Genomic DNA, 18,003 nt, shown 5'->3' with positions numbered 1-18,003 from the left:
AGTGACTGTGTTCTCTCTCAAGAAGCTGGCCGGCGTGGCGGCGATCGCCGCCGCCGGGCTGGTCCTGTCCGCCTGCAGCGGCCCGAGCGCCGACAACTCGACCGGCAGCACCGGCTCGTCGGCCGCCGCCGCACCGAGCACCGGCGGCCCGTTCAAGGTCGCCGTCGTCACGCACGGCACCGCCGGTGACGCCTTCTGGAACGTCGTGAAGAACGGCGCCGAGCAGGCGGGCAAGGACCTGAACATCGGCGTCGACTACTTCGCCGACGGCGACCCCGGCGCCCAGGCCCGGCTGATCGACAACGCCGTCGCGCAGAAGGTGGGCGGCCTGGTCGTGTCGATGGCGAACCCGCAGGCCCTGCAGACGTCGATCCAGAACGCGGTCAAGGCCGGCATCCCGGTCGTCACCATCAACTCCGGCGAGGACTCCAGCGCGCAGTTCGGCGCGATCGCGCACGTCGGGCAGAGCGAGGGTCTCGCGGGCCAGGGAGCCGGCCAGCGGCTCAAGGCGGCGGGCAAGACGAAGCTGCTGTGCGTCATCCACGAGGCCGGCAACATCGGCCAGAACCAGCGCTGTGACGGCGCGAAGCAGACCTTCGGCAACGTCTCGACCCTGCAGGTCGACATCTCCAACCCGACCGACGCGCAGGCCCGGATCCGCGGCGCGCTGCAGTCCGACCCGTCGATCGACGCGGTGCTGGCGCTGAACTCGCAGGTCGCGGCCCGCGCGGTCGACGCGGCCAAGGAGGCGAGCTCGAAGGCGCAGGTGGCGACGTTCGACCTGAACGCCGACGTCGTCGCGGCGATCAAGGCCGACACGATCCTCTTCGCCGTCGACCAGCAGCAGTACGAGCAGGGGTACCTGCCGATCGTGTTCCTCAAGCTGTACAAGGAGAACGGCAACACCATCGGCGGCGGCAAGCCGGTGCAGACCGGCCCGGGCTTCGTCGACAAGACCAACATCGACACCGTGGCCCCGTACGCGCAGCGCGGCACTCGCTGATGACGGCGGCGATCCAGACCGAACCCGACGAACGCGTCGCGAAGAAGAGCGTCACCGACCGGCTGGTCGTGCGGCCCGAGATCGGCGCGCTGCTCGGCGCCGTGCTCGTGTTCGTGTTCTTCTCCGTCGTCACCGGCCAGTTCCTCAGCCCGCTGGGCGTGGCGACCTGGCTCGACGACTCCTCGACGCTGGGCATCATGGCCGTGGTGGTCGCGCTGCTCATGGTCGGCGGCGAGTTCGACCTGTCCGCGGGCGTGATGACGGCGTCGACGTCGCTCGTCACGGCGATCCTGGCGACGCAGGCGGGCTGGAACGTCTGGCTCGCACTGGGAGTCTCGCTCGCCTTCGCCCTCGGTGTCGGCGCGTTCAACGGCTGGCTGGTCATGAAGACCGGGCTGCCCAGCTTCATCGTCACGCTGGGGTCGTTCCTGGCCCTGCAGGGGCTGAACCTCGGCGTGACGCGGCTGGTCACCGACACCGTCCAGGTGTCGGGGATGCGCTCGGCGAGCGGCTACGAGTCGGCCGGCGGGCTGTTCGCGTCGACGTTCGACATCGGCGGCACGGAGTTCCAGTCGTCGATCGTGTGGTGGATCGTCGTGACGGCGATCGCCGCGTGGCTGCTGGTGCGGACCCGGTTCGGCAACTGGATCTTCGCGGTCGGCGGGTCACAGGTGTCGGCCCGCTCGGTCGGCGTGCCGGTGGTGCGCACGAAGATCCTGCTGTTCATGGGCACCGCGCTCGGCGCGTGGCTGGTCGGCTCGATCAACATCCTGCGCTTCGCCAGTGTCCAGGCCAACCAGGGCATCGGGCTGGAGTTCCAGTACATCATCGCGGCGGTGATCGGCGGCTGCCTGCTCACCGGCGGGTTCGGCTCGGCGGTGGGCGCGGCGATCGGCGCGCTGATCTTCGGCATGGCGCGCCAGGGCATCGTGTTCGCGCAGTGGAACAGCGACTGGTTCATGTTGTTCCTCGGCATCATGCTGCTGGCCGCGGTCCTGGTGAACAACGCCTTCCGGCGCCGCGCGGAAAGGGTCCGTCGATGAGCCTGATCGAAGTCCGTGAGATAGGGAAGACCTACGGCAGCGTGATCGCGCTGCGCGATGTGTCCACTGTGGTCAACGCCGGCGAGGTCACCTGCGTGCTCGGCGACAACGGCGCCGGGAAGTCCACGCTGATCAAGATCCTGGCCGGCGTGCATCAGCACGACCGCGGCGAGTTCCTCATCGACGGGCAGCCGGTGCGGCTCACCTCGCCGCGCGAGGCGCTCGACCACGGCATCGCGACGGTGTACCAGGACCTCGCCGTGGTGCCGCTGATGAGCGTCTGGCGGAACTTCTTCCTCGGCTCCGAGCCGACCACGGGGTTCGGCCCGTTCAAGATGCTCGACCGGCGCAAGGGCCGTGAGACGACCAAACAGGCGCTGTCCGACATGGGCATCGACCTGCGGGACGTCGAGCAGCCGGTAGGGACGCTCTCGGGTGGTGAGCGCCAGTGCGTAGCGATCGCGCGGGCGGTGTACTTCGGCGCGAAGGTGCTGATCCTCGACGAACCGACCGCCGCCCTGGGCGTCAAGCAGGCCGGCGTCGTGCTCAAGTACGTCGCGCAGGCTCGTGACCGCGGGCTCGGCGTCGTGCTGATCACGCACAACCCGCACCACGCCTTCCCGGTCGCCGACCGGTTCCTGCTGCTCAAGCGGGGTGCGCCGCTCGGGTCGTACGAGAAGAAGGACATCGACATCAACGAGCTGACCCGGCAGATGGCGGGCGGTGCGGAGCTGGAAGCCCTCGAACACGAACTGCGGCAGGTGGAGAAGGCGTGAGTCTCGAAGCGCTGACGATCGGCCGGGTGGGCGTCGACCTCTATCCGGAGCAGAGCGGCGTGCCGCTGGCCGGCGTCAGCACGTTCGCCAAGTCGCTCGGCGGCACCGCGACCAACGTCGCGGTCGCCGCCGCACGGCTCGGCCGGTCCACGGCGGTGCTGACCAAGGTCGGCCCGGACGGCTTCGGCGACTACGTCCGGCAGGCGCTCGAAGGCTTCGGCGTGTCTTCGGCGCACGTGGGAACTTCGCCGGACCTGCAGACGCCGGTGGTGTTCTGCGAGCTCAACCCGCCCGCGGACCCGCCGCTGCTGTTCTACCGCTCCCCCATCGCGCCGGACCTCACGCTCACCGACGAGGACGTGCCGTGGGACGTCGTCGAGTCGGTGCCGCTGCTGTGGGTCACCGGCACCGGGGTGTCCGTCGAGCCGGCGCGGGCGACCCAGCGGAAGATCCTCGAAACCCGGGGCCGCCGCGAGCACACCGTGCTGGACCTCGACTACCGGCCGATGTTCTGGTCGTCGGCCGGGGAAGCGCGGGAGGAGATCGGCGGGCTGCTCGACCACGTCACCGTCGCGGTCGGCAACCGCACCGAAGCCGAGGTCGCCGTCGGCACCGCCGACCCGGACACAGCGGCCGACCGGATGCTCGAACGCGGGCTCCGGCTGGCCGTGATCAAGAAGGGCGCCGACGGCGTCCTCGTGGCCACCGCGGACGGCCGCTGGACGGTCCCGCCACAACGCGTCGAAGTCGTCTGCGGCCTCGGCGCCGGCGACGGCTTCGGCGGGGCGCTGGTCCACGGCCTGCTCTCCGGCTGGGATCCCGTCCGCCTCGCGGAGTACGCCAACGCGGCGGGCGCGCTGGTGGCGTCCCGGCTCGCCTGCGCCGACGCCATGCCGACCGCCGCCGAGATCGAGGAGCTGCTGTGATCCTCACCGACGAGCGCTGGAAAGAGCTCCTGCGCACCCGGGCCACCGACCCCGGCGCGGTCCGCCAGGCGTACGCGACCCGCAGACGCCGTTCGAAACTGCTGTCCGACCACGGGACCCTGTTCCTGGTCGCAGCCGACCACCCGGCACGAGGGGCGCTGGGTGTCGGCGAGGACCCGCTCGCCATGGCCGACCGGCGGACCCTGCTCGAACGGCTGCTCGTCGCGCTCGCCAACCCGGCGGTCGACGGCCTGCTCGGCACCCCCGACGTCGTCGAAGAGCTGCTGCTGCTCGGCGCGCTGCACGACAAGGTCGTGTTCGGCTCGATGAACCGCGGCGGCCTGGCCGGCGCCGACTGGGAGATCGACGACCGGTTCACCGGCTACGACGCGCGCACGCTCGTCGACGGCGGGCTCGACGGCGGCAAGATGCTGCTGCGGCTCGTCGACTCCGACGCGGGCACCGTCCCGACGCTGCAGGCCTGCGCCGACGCCGTCACCGAGCTGGCCGCGTACGGGCTGGTGGCGATGGTGGAACCGCTGCCGTACACACGCGAAGCCGGGAAGCTGGTGCTGCAGACGGATCCCGTGTCCCTGGCGCGGGCGGTCACGGTCGCTTCCGGCCTCGGCACGACGTCGGCGCACACCTGGCTGAAGCTGCCCCCGACCGACTCGGCCGCCGTACTCGGCGCGACGACCCTGCCGGTGGTCGTGCTCGGCGGGGTGCCCTCCGGCGACCCGGCCGCCGACCTGGCCTCCTGGGGCCGGACGCTGCGCCACGACGTCGTGCGCGGCCTGGTGGTCGGCCGCACGCTGCTCTACCCGCCCGGCGGTGACGTCGGTGCGGCGGTCGACGCCGCCGCGAAGGTTCTGGAGGCCGCGAAGTGAGCCATCTGCACCGTCCACTCGGGACGCTTTCCGACGACGCCGACCCGGTCCGGCTGACCCCGGACTCGGCGGGCTGGACGTACACGGGGCTGCGGGTGCTCCGGATCGGCACCCGGCTACCGCGCACGGTCGTGACGGGCGAGTTCGAGGCGTTCGTGCTCCCGCTGTCCGGCTCGCTCACGGTCCGCGTCGACGGCGAGGAGTTCGAGCTGGAAGGGCGTGAGTCGGTGTTCACCCGGGTCACGGACTTCGTCTACGTCCCCCGCGACGCCGAGGTCGAGCTGACTTCCGAGACGGGCGCGCAGGTGGCGCTGCCGATGGCTCGCTGCACCCGCCGGCTGGAACCGAAGTACGGCCCGGCGGAAGACGTGCCGGTGGAGGTGCGCGGCGCCGGGCAGGCGACGCGGCAGGTGACCAACTTCGGCGTGCCCGGGGTGTGGGACCACGCCGACAAGCTCAACGCGTGCGAGCTGATCACGCCGGGCGGCAACTGGTCGTCCTACCCGCCGCACAAGCACGACGAAGCGAGCGAGTGCGAGGTCGTCAACGAGGAGATCTACTACTTCCGGATCGCGGGCCGGGACGGCGTGACGCCGTCACGCGAAGGCTTCGGCCTGCACCGGACCTACACCGCGGACGGTGACCTCGACGAGGACGTTGCCGTGCGCGACCACGACGTCTTCCTCATCCCACGGGGTTACCACGGGCCGTGTGTGTCGGCGCCGGGGTACCCGATGTACTACCTGAACGTCCTGGCCGGGCCGGCCGACGAGCGGTCCATGGCGTTCTGCGACGACCCGGCGCACGGCTGGGTCCGGGACACCTGGGAGGCGCAGGACCTCGACCCGCGGTGCCCGGTGACCAGCCACGAAGGGCGGGTCCGGTGAAGCTGACCACGGCTCAGGCGCTGGTCCGCTGGCTCCTCGCGCAGCGTTCGGAAACGCTCGACGGCCAGGAGGTCCCGCTGTTCCCCGGCGTCTTCGCGATCTTCGGGCACGGCAACGTGCTCGGTCTCGGGACGGCGCTGGAAGAGCACCGCGGCGAGATCCCCGTCTGGCGCGGGCACACCGAGCAGGGCATGGCCCTCGCGGCGGTCGGCTACGCGAAGGCGACGCACCGGCGGCAGGTCGGCGTCGTGACGTCGTCGATCGGGCCGGGCGCGCTCAACATGGTCACCGCGGCCGGGGTCGCGCACGCGAACCGGCTGCCGGTGCTGCTCCTGCCGGGCGACACGTTCGCCGGCCGCGCACCGGACCCGGTGCTGCAGCAGGTGGAGAACTTCGGCGACGCGACCGCGACGGTCAACGACGCCTTCCGCGCGGTCTCGCGCTACTTCGACCGGATCACCCGGCCCGAGCAGCTGCTCTCGACGTTGCCGCAGGTCGCGCGGGTGCTCACGGACCCGGCCGACACCGGCCCGGTGACGCTGGCGCTGCCGCAGGACGTCCAGGCGGAGACGTACGACTTCCCGGAGTCGCTCTTCGCTCCGGTGACCCACCGCCTCCTGCGCCCGCGCCCGGACCGCCGCGCGGTCACCGAGGCGGCGGGGGTCCTGCGGTCGTCGCGGCGGCCGCTGCTGGTACTGGGCGGCGGCGTCCGGTACTCCGGCGCCGGGCGGCGCGCCCTCGATTTCGCCGAGCGGCACGGGATCCCCGTCACCGAGACGACCGCGGGCCGCACGCTGGTGCCGCACGAGCACCCGCTGAACGCCGGGCCGCTCGGGATCACCGGCTCGACGTCGGCGAACGTCCTGGCGGCTTCGGCCGACGTCGTGCTGGCGGTCGGCACCCGGCTGCAGGACTTCACCACGGCGTCGTGGACGGTCTTCGCCCCCGACGTCCGCCTGCTCACGCTGAACGCGGCCCGCTTCGACGCGGTGAAGCACGGCGCGCTCGCGGTGGTCGGAGACGCCGACGCGGGCCTGGCGGACCTCGGCGCGCAACTGGAGAGCTGGCGGGTCGACCCGTCGTGGACCTCCCGCGCCGCGGCGGAACGCGCGAAGTGGGACACGCACGTCGACTCGCTGCGGACCGCGGCTTTCGAAGTGCCGTCGTACGCGCAGGTCGTCGGAGTGGTGAACGACCTTTCCGAAGCGGACGACTACGTGATGACAGCGTCCGGCGGCATGCCGGGCGAGCTGATCGGCGGCTGGCGCGGGTCCGGCTCGGTCTCGATGGACGTCGAGTACGGGTTTTCCTGTATGGGCTACGAACTGTCCGGCGCCTGGGGCGCGGCGATCGCCCACCCGGGCCTGGTGACCACCCTGCTCGGCGACGGCTCGTACCTGATGCTGAACTCGGAGCTGTTCTCGGCCGCCTTCGCGGGACATCCGTTCGTCGCGGTCGTCTGCGACAACGACGGCTACGCGGTGATCGCGCGGCTCCAGGAGGGTCAGGGCGGGAAGCCGTTCAACAACTTTTACGCCGACTGCACGACTTCCCACGCTTCGCCGCCGCGGGTCGACTTCGCCCGGCACGCGGAGTCGTTGGGCTGCACGGTTTTCCCGGCCAGTTCGGTCGAGGACCTTCGGGTGGCGTACGCGCGCGCTCGCGAGGCCGCGGTGGCTGAGCAGCGGCCGGCCGTCGTTGTGGTGAAGACGCAGCCGTCGGCGTGGACGGAGGCCGGGGCTTGGTGGGAGGTCGGGGTGCCGGAGCACCTCGCCGGGCGAGAGGACTACGAGCGCGGGAAGATCGACCAGGTGCGTTATCTCGGGTCCTGACCGGCGCCGCGGGGGCGCCCCCCGTTTTCCACTTTACCGGAGGGCACCGACATTTCCGGCGGCCGCGGCCCGGACCCGCGGCCGCAACGTGAACCCGCTCGGCTTGAGCGTCAACGACTCGACGATCTTCAGCTCATACGCCGGATCAGCCTCGAAGTCGTAGCGCTGCAACACCATCCCCAGCGCCAGCACGGCTTCGTGCAACGCGAACTGACGGCCGATACAAGCACGCTCGCCCGTCCCGAACGGCTTGTACGCCTGCGCCGGCCGCTTCTTCACCACCGCCGGCTCGAACCGGTCGGGGTCGAACTTCTCCGGGTCCGGCCCCCACGCCGCCGGGTCGCGGTGCACCAGCGGGAGCGGCACGATCACCCAGTCCCCCTTGCGCATCCGGTGTTTCCCGCCGAGCACGACGTCTTCGTGCGCTTCGCGCGAGTAGCCGGGCGCGGTCGGCCAGAGCCGCATCGCCTCGTCGAGGACACGACGCACGTAACGCAGCTTCGCGACGTCGCCGAACGCGGGCTCGCGGTCACCCCACACCGCGTCGACCTCCGCGCGCGCCTTCGCCAGCAGCTCGGGGTGGCGTGTCAGGTAGTACAACGCGAACGAGAGCGCGCCGGACGTCGTCTCGTGGCCGGCGACGACAAACGTGATCGCCTGGTTGCGGATGTTCACCGGGTCCAGGCGCTCCCCCGTCATCGGGTGGCCTTCGGTGAGCATCAGGCCCAGCAGGTCACGGCTCTCTTCGCCGCTGCGCCGCCGTTCCTCGATGACCTCGTCGACGAGGTTCGTCATGGTCGCGATATCAGCCTGGTTCTGCTCGGGCGTCCCGGCGAACGCGCGCCGGACGAACGGCAGCTTGACGTTCTGCAGCTGCGCGTACCGCAGCGAGCGGATCATCGCCGTCACGAACGGGTGCGGTTCGGTGCGCTCGAACGAGCCGAAGCGGTACCCGAACCCGGCCCGCCCGATCGTCTCCAGGGTCAGCCGGGTCATGTCGGCGGAGACGTCGACCGGGCCGTTCGCCGCGTCCCAGGCCGCGGTCAGCTCGTGCGCGACCTCGAGCATGAGCGGGTGGTAGCGGCGCATCGCCTCGGCCGAGAACGCCGGCTGCAGGATGTCGTGGGCCAGCCGCCAGTTGGGCTCGTGCGTGTGCGCCGTGAACAGCCCGTCGCCCGCCACCGCGCGCAGGTTCTCGATGCCCATGCCGACGTGCTTGCCGAACTTCGTCTCGTCGTTCAGCTGCGTGACCAGGTCGACCCCGCCGACGAAGACGATCTCGAAACCGAAGATCTTGCGCGTGAAGATCGGGCCGAGGCGCCTTCCGATCCGCAGCGTGTCCTGCAACGGCGTGCGCGGGTTCGCGCCGATCAGGTCGCCGATCACCGGCAGCCGGCCCGGCCGGTGCGGAATCCCGGTGGTGTCCACGGCGTACCCCCTATTGAACCCGGATCCAATAACGTCACGATCCCCCGCTACTGAACCCGTGTCAAGTAAGGTTCGGGGATGCGGACGAGGCTGAGCACCGAGCAACGGCGCGAGCAGCTCCTCGCGATCGGCGCCGGGTTGTTCGCGAAGCGGCCGTACGACGAGGTGTGGATCGAAGAGGTCGCCGAGATCGCGCAGGTCTCCCGCGGCCTGCTGTACCACTACTTCCCCACCAAGAAGGACTTCTTCGCCTCGATCGTCCGCGCGCAGCGCGACCAGCTGCTGGCGATGAGCGAGCCCGACCCGGCCCTGCCCGTCGCCGAGCAGCTGCGGGCCGGGCTCGACGTGTACCTCGAGTTCGCGCGCACGCACCCGGACGGCTACCGGGTCGTGCACCGGGCCGCGAGCGGCGCCGACCGCGAGATCCAGGAGATCCGCGAAGCCGGGATGGCCGCGAACGCGTCGCGCATCCTGGACGCGGTGAGCCTGCTGACCCCGGTCACCGAGGTGACGCGGCTGGCCGTGCGCGGCTGGCTCGCGTTCGTGGCGGCGATGATCCTCGACTGGCTCGACCAGCCGAAGGTCACCCAGGAGGAGCTGCGCGACCTCTGCGTCCGCACGCTGTTCGCGGCGGTCGGCGTCACCCCGTGACGGCGGGCGACGCGGCGCCGTCGACCAGCTTCCGCGGCGCGCCGGAACCGTCCGCCGGGACCGCCCAGACGACGTTGTCCAGGCCGTAGAGCACGGTGTGGTCGTCTTGCCACAGTGCCTGGTCGTCGACACTGCGCTGTTCCGCCAGCTCGGTCTCCCTCATCGTCTTCAAGTCGAGGACCGAGAGCCGCCAGACGCCTTCACCCACCTTCTTCTTGAAGGCGATCCGGGTGGCGTCCGGGGACAGCGACGGGCATTCGACGTTCTCGCGCAGCGCTTTTCCGCGGTAGCGGGCGTAGTCGCCTTCGACGAGGTAGGTCTTGCCCTTGCTGCCGAGCGTGGCGTAGAAGCGGTTGCCATCGGGGGCGAACGTGATGCCCCAGTAGTTGGCGTCGGCGGCGAAGTAGCGCTCGCCGTCGACGAACACCGGGAGCTCCTCGATCGTCTTGACGAGCTGTCCGTCGTCGACGTCGTAGATCCCGGCGCGGGTCGAGAAACCCGTTGCGGCGTAGGAGTCGCCGGTGACGAACAGCGTCCAGTAGACGCGCTTGCCGTCCGGGGACACCTGGGCGCGGCTCGGCGTGCCCGGCAGGGTTTCGGTGTGGCGGACGGCCAGGTGGTCGTCGAGCACGAGGACGTCGGTCTTCGCCGGGAGCGTGCCGGGCTGGACGGCGAGGCACACCGCGGTCCGCTTCGCCACCGCGAACCGGTCGCACTTGAGGCCGCTGAGCTGCCGTTTTTCCGGGCCGAGGGTGCCGACGCGGCCGGTGGCGGTGTCGCGGAACAGCAGCTGCCCGGGGCTCAGCGTGAGCTGGGCGGCCGGTTCGGCGTCCGCCGTGTCGTGGCGGGCGCTGACGGTGTAGACGACGGCCGCGGCGATCAGGAGCGCCGTGCCGATGAGGGCGAGGACGAGTTTCTTCACGGGCGCACCGGTTTCACGAGAGCGGCGGCGAGGGCGACGGCAGCCAGGCAGCCCGCGGCGACGAGCACCGCCGGCCCCAGGTCCCAGAGCGTCCAGGCCAGTCCGAAGAGGACGGACGAGACCATGCGCGCCACCGCCGGTCCCGTCTGCACGACGGCGAGGCCGGTGGCCCGCAGGTCGGGCGGCACGAGCGGGCCGGCGGCGGCCATGAGCACCCCGTCGGTGGCCGCGTAGAACACCCCGTGCAGACCGAGCGCGACGACGGGGAGCGCCGCGTAGGCCGGACCGCAGAGCAGCACGAGGGCCAGGCAGAGCGCGCCGTGGCCGCCGAGGAACACCGGCCAGCGGCCGACGCGGTCGGCGAGCTTGCCCAAGGGCACGGCGAGCACCAGGTAGACCCCGGCGGTGCCCAGCGGCAGCAGCGGGAAGAACGTCGCGGCGATCTCCCACTTCCGCTGCAGGACGAGGTAGACGAAGGAGTCGCCGACCGTCACCAGGCCGAGCAACGCGACCCAGAGCGTGACGCGCCGGAAGTCGCTCCGCTTGAGCAGACCCGCCGCCGCTCGCAGCGACACGGCGGCCCGGTCGACGCCGCCGGGGTGGTCCTTGACGAACAGGACGAGGAGCAGCACGGCGATCGCCGCGACGCAGAAGCTGGTGAAGAACACGCTGGTGTAGCTGCCGAGGCTCAGCGCGAGGACCGCCATCGCGACCAGCGGGCCGAGGAACGCGCCGACGGTGTCGAGGGCGCGGTGCACCCCGAACGACCGGCCGAGCGCACCGGGCTCGCTGCTGAGCGAGATCAGCGCGTCGCGGGGCGCGGTGCGCACCCCCTTGCCGGTGCGGTCGGCGGCGAGCACCACCCCGATCGCCGCGACCGAGGAGCCGGCCGCGACCAGGCCGAGCTTGCACACCGCGGACAAGCCGTACCCGAACCCGGCGACCGCCTTGAGCCGCCGCCACCGGTCGGCGAGGTGGCCGCCGAGCACCCGCACGAGGGCGGTGGCGCCGGCGTAGAGCCCGTCGAGCAGCCCGAACTGCAGCGGGTTCAGGCCGAGGCCGAGCACCAGGTAGAGCGGGAGGACGGCGGTGACCATCTCCGACGAGACGTCGGTGACCAGGCTGACCATGCCGAGCGCCACCACGTTGGCGGAAACCCTCTTGAGCACGGGCTTCCGGTTCTCGTCGGCCCCCAGGTCCGAAGCACGGCTTGCCGCGATGTACATGCCGGTCCCCCTAGTGGCAGGTGTAGGTCGGGCTGCTGTCGAGGACCTTGCCGTCGACCCCCATCAGCTGCGACTGGAACGACGTGTCCGTCATCGACAGCTTGAGGACGCCGAAGGTCTTGAGCAGCTTGGCGGTCGTCTGGTGCGCGGGGCTCAGGTCGTAGAGGTTGGCGCCGCCCGAACCGCCGACGATCTCGACGGGACCGTTCGCGTCCGCCTTGCCCTCGGCGTTCTGCGGCACGAACCGCTCGTAGTCGTGGTCGTGGCCGTTGAGGACGAGGTCGACCTTGCCGGCGGTCATGATGTTCCAGAGCTCGACGCTGTCCTTGTTGTCCCCGTGGTCACCGGAGCTCCAGCGCGGGTGGTGGTAGTACGCCGCGACGCAGCCCTTGGTGTTCTTGGCGAGGTCCTGCTTGAGCCAGGTGATCTGGGGCGGCTCGGCGAAGTCGTCGTGGGTGACGAAGTCGTTGGAGTCGAGGGCGATGAAGTGCCAGTTGCCCATTTCCCAGCTGTAGTAGCGCTGGCCCTGGGGCTTCGCGATGGCGCCGAAGTAGTCCTCGTACCCCTTGAACTTCGGCTCGTCGTAGGACTCGTGGTTGCCCGGGATGGGGTGCGTGATGTTCTTGAACTTGCCCCAGGTCTTGTCGTAGTAGGCCTTGAAGTCCGAGAGGTGGGCGTCGTCGTACTGGTTGTCGCCCATGGTGATCACGGCGGCCGGGTTCATCTGCTCGACGAGTTTCGCCGTCTTCACGTGGGCACAGCTCGAACTGCTCGCGGTGCAGCGTTCGGCGATGTCGCCGGCGGCGGCGAGCACGAAGCCGCTTCCGTTGCCCGCCTGGGTCTTCACGGTGACCGGGGCGCTCGACGGCGAGGTGTTCCCCGCGGCGTCGCGGGCCCGGACCGCGTAGGAGTAGCTGGTGTCGGGCGTGAGGCCGGTGTCGGTGTAGGACGGCGTTGTGCTGGTGGCGACGACGGTTCCGTTGCGGAGGACGTCGTAGCCGGCGACACCGACGTTGTCCGTGGCGGCGTTCCAGGTCAGGACGGTGCTGGTCGCGGTGGTCGTGCCCGCGGCGAGGCCGGCCGGGGTGGTCGGGGCCTGGGTGTCGCCGGAGGAGTCCGTCGAGCCGAAGACCTGCATCTCCCAGAGGGAGTAGCCGTAGCTCGTGGCGCGGGCGAGGCCGACGAGGCGCACGTAACGGCCGTGGGCGGCGAGGGTCAGCTCGTCGGTCTTGCCGTCACCGGTGTTGTTGGTGGCGGCGGTGGTGAAGGTCGTGCCGTCGTCGGAGACCTCGATGCGGTACTTCTTGGCGTAGGCGGCTTCCCAGTTCAGGACCACGCGGTGGATCGCGGCGGACTGGCCGAGGTCGATCCGCAGCCACTGCGGATCGGCGCCTTCGACGCTGGCCCACCGGGTGGTGGCGCTGCCGTCGACGGCCTTCGCCCCGGCGTAGGCGGAGCTCTCGACGGTGGACGTCGCGACCGGTTTTCCTTGGGAGAGCAGGACATCGGCCTGCGGGGTACCGGCCGCGGCGATCGCTCCGGGGAGCAGCGTGATCGCGGCGACCACGGGTGTGAGGCGGGTGAATGTGCGTAGGCGGGTCGACGGCACGTCGCGCTCCTTCTGGGCCTGGCGGTGGCTGGTGGGCTGCGGCGTCGGGTGAACTCGAGATGAACTGTTAAGAAAGTTTCCTAACTAAAGCGACTTTAGCGATGACCGCTTTCGGCTGACAAGACGTGTCTTGTCGTTGAATCGGTCAAGAGGGTGAGTTTGGGCGGGTTTCCGCTGGTCAGCGCGGTTCTCGATGACCGGTGCATTGCACCGTGAGGCGGGATGGGTGCCGCAGAGCCCCGACCTTTCCCGCTCCGCCGCCGATTTTGTCGGTGGTCGCGGGTAGCGTGGGAACCGGGGGCAGCGCCCATCGCGTCGCGCTTGTTTCCCTTATTTCAAGCCAAAAAACTAGTCGCGTCGCGTGCTTGACCTTCACCCGATCCAGCGATGACCATCGCACAGGTGTTCGGGTAACTTCGGATGCATGACCTCAGTCGTCCGAACTCAGCAGCTTCTTGACCTCGCCGACAGCGGCGCGTCCCGCCCGGTTCGCCCCGACCGTGCTCGCCGAAGGCCCGTAGCCGACCAGGTGCAGCCGCGGCTCACGCACCACGCGCGTGCCGTCCATCCGGATCCCGCCGCCAGGTTCCCGCACGCGCAAGGGCGCGAGGTGGTCGATCGCCGCGCGGAAGCCGGTCGCCCAGAGGATGACGTCGGCGTCGAAGCGAGAGCCGTCCGCCCACACGACACCGTCGGGCGTGATCCGGTCGAACATCGGCCGCCGCTCGAGGATCCCGGCCGCACGCGCGGCCCGCACTTCAGGCGTCACGGCGAGATCGGTGACGCTCACAACGCTCTCGGGCGCCAACCCGGCGCGCACCCGTTCGTCGACCTTCGCGACGGCGTTGCGTCCCCAGTCCTCGCTGAAGGGTTCGTCGCGCCAGACGGGCGGACGCCGCGTCACCCAAGCCGTCGCGCGGGCCAGCGGGGCGAACTCCATGAGCAGCTGAACGGCCGAGGCCCCACCCCCGACCACCACGACCCGCCGGCCACGGAACTCTTCCGGCCCGGTGTAGTCGGCGGTGTGCACCTGCCGGCCGGCGAAGGTCTCTTGGCCGGGGTAGTGCGGCCAGAAGGGCCGGTCCCAGGTGCCGGTCGCACTGATCACGGCCCGAGCGGCCCATGACTCGGCCGGGCTCGTCACCACGAGCCGCTCCCCCGCCCGCGTCACGGACTGGACGTCGACGGGCCTGAAGACAGGAAGGTCATAAACGCTCTCAAAGCGCGCAAAGTACTCGGAAACCACCTCAGAAGCCGGACGGCTCACGTCGGGGGTCCCGAAGGCCATGCCCGGAAGGTCATAGATGCCATGAACCTTCCCCAAAACCAGCGACGGCCACCGGTACTGCCACGCACCCCCAGCCCGCTTCCCATGGTCGAGCACAACAAAGCCAGAGCCATTGGCAAACCCGGCCCGGCGCAGGTGATAGGCCGCGGAAAGCCCCGCCTGCCCGGCCCCGATCACCACCACGTCCGTCTCGTGATCAGCGCCGCTCATGTGGTTTTCAACGACGCCCCGGTCGAGGTATTTCGCGCCGTAGGTCACATCAGGGCCGGTGGCCGTAGCCGCGCGCCTGCCCACGCCTCGGCGCACTGTCTCCGCACGCCACGCGGGTCAGGCCCGACCACTGCCGAGCCGCGGTCCCGCTCACCTCGCCGGCCGCTGCACCGCAGCCGCACGTGCCGAACCTCCCGGCTTGCCCCACCGCAACCCCGCAGCGCCAGCCGGATCGACCCAGCTCAGTCCCGGCAGCACCTCCACCGCACCAACCAAGCCCACTCCGACAACAACTCCGCGGCGCCAACCGAACCGCCCCAGCTCACACCCGGCAGCACCCCCACCGCACCAACCGAACCACTCCGGCGGCAACTGCGGAGCGCCAGCCGAACGGCCCCAATCCCCGGCAGAACCCACCGCACCAGCCGACCGGTGCCGCGGTCACACCGCGACCTGGTTGCGACCGGCCTCCTTCGCCCGATACAGCGCGGCATCAGCCGAGCGGAGCACGTCGTCGAGCGTCGGGCCCGCGTCGGGGTGGCGGGCCACTCCGATCGACACCGACAGACCACTCACCCGGACCGTCCCGCCACCCGTGGAGATCACCACGTTCAACTCCCCCACCGCCACCCGCACCCGCTCGGCGATGCCGAGCACGTCGGCGCGGCCGATGCCCGGCAGCAGCACCACGAACTCCTCGCCGCCGAAACGGCCGACCGTGTCGCCTTGGCGGACCGATCCGGAGATCGCCACCGCCACCGCGGCCAGCACGTCGTCGCCGGTCAGGTGGCCGTATGTGTCGTTGATCCGTTTGAAGTGGTCGAGGTCGATCATCAGCACCGCGAAACCGATCGTGCCGCGCCGCAGGGAACGTGAGTGCTCGCGGACCGCTGAATCGTGCCAGCCGGCCGTGTTCAGCAGGCCTGTCTTCTCGTCCGTGACCGCGGCCACCTGCAGTTGCTGTTTCAGCAGCAGGTACCTGTGCAGCAACAACAACGGCGCCACGACGAACACCACCAGCACCGGCTGCTCGACCAACGCTAGCGCCGCGAGGCCGCCCAGGCAGAGCGTCGCCACCTCGAACGCGTTGTCCTCCCACGTGCCGATCAGGTCCGCCGCCGAGCGCTGGCTCGTGTAGAGGTAGATGCCCGCCGCGACCAGGCCCATGTTCACCAGCTCGAACACCACCGCGGCCAGGCACAGCGCGAACAGCCCGCGCGGCGTCTGCAGCGACGTCCCGTGCAGCCCGGACACCGCGAGAACGGACGAAGCCGCGAAGCACGAGAGCATCGCCCACGCCGTGCTCGCGACGAAGCGGTGCGCGGGACGCGTCCGGACCTGACGCCACACCCGCACCCACAGGTGCGTGTAGAGCACGAGGGCCAGCAGCGCCACCCACGCCGGCGGGAGCAGGACAACACCGGCGAGGTACCAGACCGACGTGACGTTGATGTGTGTCTGCCCGCTCATCCACCGCCGCAGCCGCTCGATGCGCCGGGACATCTCGGCCTGCGCGACGCCGAGCGCGACCAGCACCGCGAACCAGACCGGCCGCACCGGCCCCCCGAACCCGGTGACCAGCGCCGCCACGGTCGCCGCGACGGCGACCAGCTCACAACAGAGCGCGTACGTGATCCAACGGACCTTCGCCCCGGCCCACATTTCCCAGCGCGCGGGCCAGCCCGGCCAGGCGGAAAGCGCTTCCCGGCGCACGTCGGCCTGGGCCCTCAAGAACCGAAGCCAGCGAAGTGACGGACCGGCATCTGACGTACCCCTTGCGCGAAGTTCGGCCGACCAGGTCGCCCAGCGTAGCCGTTCCGGCGACGCGCGTCGCCGGTCCGGGGGAATTGTGGGCAACGCGCCTGCTCGAAGACCCGCGCAGGGTAGATCCGCCCAGCTCAGGGGCACTGGTGACGCTCGGAGCGAGTGTCACGCCGGGAACAGCGGGGCGGGAACGGCGGGGCGGGAACGCGGAAGTGGGAATCCCACCGCCGCGATCCCGAAGCCGACAGAGCCAGGGGTCGCCAGGAGGAGGTGGATGCCGAGCGAGCGCGCCAGCTCGCCGATCGCGACCAACCGGGCCGAGTTCAGCCAGCCGGCAGCACGCCGAGCCAGGTCACCAGGCGGAATTCAGCCGGCCGACCGCAAGCAGAGCCACGATCACCGCGCGAAGTCCAGCGGGGCCGGCAGCACCCAGGGCCAGGATCACCGCGCGAAGTCCAGCGGGGCCGGCAACACTCAGGGCCAGGATCACCGCGCGAAGTCCAGCGGGGCCGGCAACACTCAGGGCCAGGATCACCGCGCGAAGTTCAGCCGACCGACCGCAACCAAAGCCACGGTCGCCGAGCGAAGATCAGCCAGCCGACCGCAACCAAAGCCACGATCACCGTCCGAAGTTCAGCGGGCTGGCAACACACCGAGCCAGGATCACCGCGCGAAGATCAGCCGACAGCCAATAGCGCCAAGGCCACCGCGCAAGGTTCAGCCGGCCGACAGCCTCGACTGTCGGCACCTGCGCAAATGCGACTCTCCCGGCTACTTGCGCAACGCGCGGACGATCGCCGCCAGGCCGACCACCGCCGCGATTCCCAGCAACACCGGCGCCAACCTCTTCAGCACCGACTGGCCCGCGTAGTCGAGCAAGTCGATCGCTTCCGTCTCCGGGGCCGCCGGGACGCTGCGAAGCGGCGGCCGGTCAGCAGGCGCCGACGACGCCGCGCGAGGTTCCGTGTTGATCTCTGCCGTGGTCGGGGCCGGTTTCACCGCCCGTTCCGGCTTGGCCACCGGTTCAGCCGAGGCCGGGGCTGACGCCGGCGCCGCCGCAACCGGCTTCGGGGCCGGCGCTGCAACCGGCTCCGCCGGAGCCAACTTGCCCGACAGGCACCCCGCAAACGTGTCGAGGATCTTCCCGCCGACCTCGCTGATCAGGCCGCGCCCGAACTGGGCCGGCTTGCCCGTGATCGCCAGGTCCGTCGCGACCGTGCCGTGCGTGCCGCCCTCGGCCTCCGTCAGCGTCAACGTCACCGTGGCCGCCGCTGTGCCTGCGCCTCGTGAATCCTTGCCCGATGCCTTGATCGTGACCTTGTGCTCCGTCTCGTCCTTCTCCAGGAACTCGCCGTTCCCCTTGTACAGCAGGGAAATCGGCCCGAGCTTGACCTTCACCGTCCCGCTGAACTTGTCCCCTTCGACCTTGGTCAGCGTGGCGCCCGGCATGCAGGGGGCCACCCGCTCGGGGTCGACGACCGCCTGCCAGACCTCGCCGATCGGAGCCGGGACGGTGAATTCGTGGTCGAGCCGCACGGGCCGACCTCCTTC

Annotated in this window: 16 protein-coding genes; 8 read left to right on the top strand and 8 right to left on the bottom strand. The window is 70.6% G+C overall.

The features are described from left to right. The first annotated feature begins 7 nt into the window (after positions 1–7). The 7 genes from ACZ63E_RS33285 to iolD are packed head-to-tail and all read left to right on the top strand — an operon-like array spanning position 8 to position 7,354. A complete protein-coding gene (locus ACZ63E_RS33285; protein ID WP_465340164.1) occupies positions 8–1,003 on the top strand; it encodes a sugar ABC transporter substrate-binding protein in 996 nt (331 codons plus the stop codon). Next, on the top strand, positions 1,003–2,046 hold the full coding sequence (locus ACZ63E_RS33280; protein ID WP_465340163.1) for an ABC transporter permease: 1,044 nt from the start codon (positions 1,003–1,005) through the stop codon (positions 2,044–2,046). The genes ACZ63E_RS33285 and ACZ63E_RS33280 overlap by 1 nt, the downstream gene beginning before the upstream one ends. After that, positions 2,043–2,822: an ATP-binding cassette domain-containing protein gene (locus ACZ63E_RS33275; RefSeq protein ID WP_465340162.1), complete on the top strand. Its 780-nt coding sequence runs from the start codon at positions 2,043–2,045 to the stop codon at positions 2,820–2,822. The genes ACZ63E_RS33280 and ACZ63E_RS33275 overlap by 4 nt, the downstream gene beginning before the upstream one ends. Next, entirely contained in the window at positions 2,819–3,748 is a 930-nt protein-coding gene (gene iolC, locus ACZ63E_RS33270; RefSeq protein ID WP_465340161.1) for a 5-dehydro-2-deoxygluconokinase, read from the top strand. The genes ACZ63E_RS33275 and iolC overlap by 4 nt, the downstream gene beginning before the upstream one ends. After that, positions 3,745–4,635 (top strand): Cgl0159 family (beta/alpha)8-fold protein, encoded by an 891-nt coding sequence (locus ACZ63E_RS33265; protein WP_465340160.1) that lies wholly within the window; start codon positions 3,745–3,747, stop codon positions 4,633–4,635. The genes iolC and ACZ63E_RS33265 overlap by 4 nt, the downstream gene beginning before the upstream one ends. Then, a complete protein-coding gene (gene iolB, locus ACZ63E_RS33260) occupies positions 4,632–5,522 on the top strand; it encodes a 5-deoxy-glucuronate isomerase (RefSeq protein WP_465340159.1) in 891 nt (296 codons plus the stop codon). The genes ACZ63E_RS33265 and iolB overlap by 4 nt, the downstream gene beginning before the upstream one ends. Next, on the top strand, positions 5,519–7,354 hold the full coding sequence (gene iolD / locus ACZ63E_RS33255) for a 3D-(3,5/4)-trihydroxycyclohexane-1,2-dione acylhydrolase (decyclizing) (protein ID WP_465340158.1): 1,836 nt from the start codon (positions 5,519–5,521) through the stop codon (positions 7,352–7,354). Before iolB ends, iolD begins: the two co-directional genes overlap by 4 nt. Before the next feature lie 33 nt (positions 7,355–7,387). Here the strand turns inward: iolD and ACZ63E_RS33250 are convergent, their stop codons facing one another. Then, a complete protein-coding gene (locus tag ACZ63E_RS33250) occupies positions 7,388–8,782 on the bottom strand; it encodes a cytochrome P450 (protein WP_465340157.1) in 1,395 nt (464 codons plus the stop codon). Positions 8,783–8,860: 78 nt separating this feature from the next. Between ACZ63E_RS33250 and ACZ63E_RS33245 the strand changes: the two genes are divergently transcribed. Beyond that, entirely contained in the window at positions 8,861–9,433 is a 573-nt protein-coding gene (locus tag ACZ63E_RS33245; protein ID WP_465340156.1) for a TetR/AcrR family transcriptional regulator, read from the top strand. Here ACZ63E_RS33245 and ACZ63E_RS33240 read toward each other — a convergent pair. The 7 genes from ACZ63E_RS33240 to ACZ63E_RS33210 all read right to left on the bottom strand — a co-directional run bounded on the left by ACZ63E_RS33240 (position 9,423) and on the right by ACZ63E_RS33210 (position 17,988). Then, entirely contained in the window at positions 9,423–10,355 is a 933-nt protein-coding gene (locus ACZ63E_RS33240; RefSeq protein WP_465340155.1) for a TolB-like translocation protein, read from the bottom strand. The two genes, ACZ63E_RS33245 and ACZ63E_RS33240, sit on opposite strands and share 11 nt — an antisense overlap. Then, complete coding sequence (locus ACZ63E_RS33235; RefSeq protein ID WP_465340154.1) at positions 10,352–11,581, bottom strand: MFS transporter; 1,230 nt, start codon at positions 11,579–11,581, stop codon at positions 10,352–10,354. The genes ACZ63E_RS33240 and ACZ63E_RS33235 overlap by 4 nt, the downstream gene beginning before the upstream one ends. Positions 11,582–11,591: 10 nt before the next feature. Beyond that, positions 11,592–13,148, bottom strand: coding sequence for a discoidin domain-containing protein (locus tag ACZ63E_RS33230; RefSeq protein WP_465340401.1), 1,557 nt, complete (start codon positions 13,146–13,148; stop codon positions 11,592–11,594). Between the two features lie 472 nt (positions 13,149–13,620). Then, positions 13,621–14,688: an NAD(P)-binding domain-containing protein gene (locus tag ACZ63E_RS33225; protein WP_465340400.1), complete on the bottom strand. Its 1,068-nt coding sequence runs from the start codon at positions 14,686–14,688 to the stop codon at positions 13,621–13,623. A gap of 441 nt (positions 14,689–15,129) precedes the next feature. Next, positions 15,130–16,350, bottom strand: a complete 1,221-nt coding sequence (locus ACZ63E_RS33220) for a GGDEF domain-containing protein (RefSeq protein WP_465340399.1) — start codon at positions 16,348–16,350, stop codon at positions 15,130–15,132. Between the two features lie 454 nt (positions 16,351–16,804). Then, positions 16,805–16,987: a hypothetical protein gene (locus ACZ63E_RS33215; RefSeq protein ID WP_465340153.1), complete on the bottom strand. Its 183-nt coding sequence runs from the start codon at positions 16,985–16,987 to the stop codon at positions 16,805–16,807. Positions 16,988–17,223: 236 nt separating this feature from the next. Continuing rightward, positions 17,224–17,988, bottom strand: coding sequence for an SRPBCC family protein (locus ACZ63E_RS33210; RefSeq protein ID WP_465340152.1), 765 nt, complete (start codon positions 17,986–17,988; stop codon positions 17,224–17,226). Between the last annotated feature and the right edge of the window lie 15 nt (positions 17,989–18,003).

It is taken from the genome of Amycolatopsis sp. NPDC104819 (assembly GCF_055583145.1).
The sequence above is the reverse complement of the archived record's forward strand: the minus strand, read 5'-3'. Positions and strand labels throughout refer to the sequence as shown.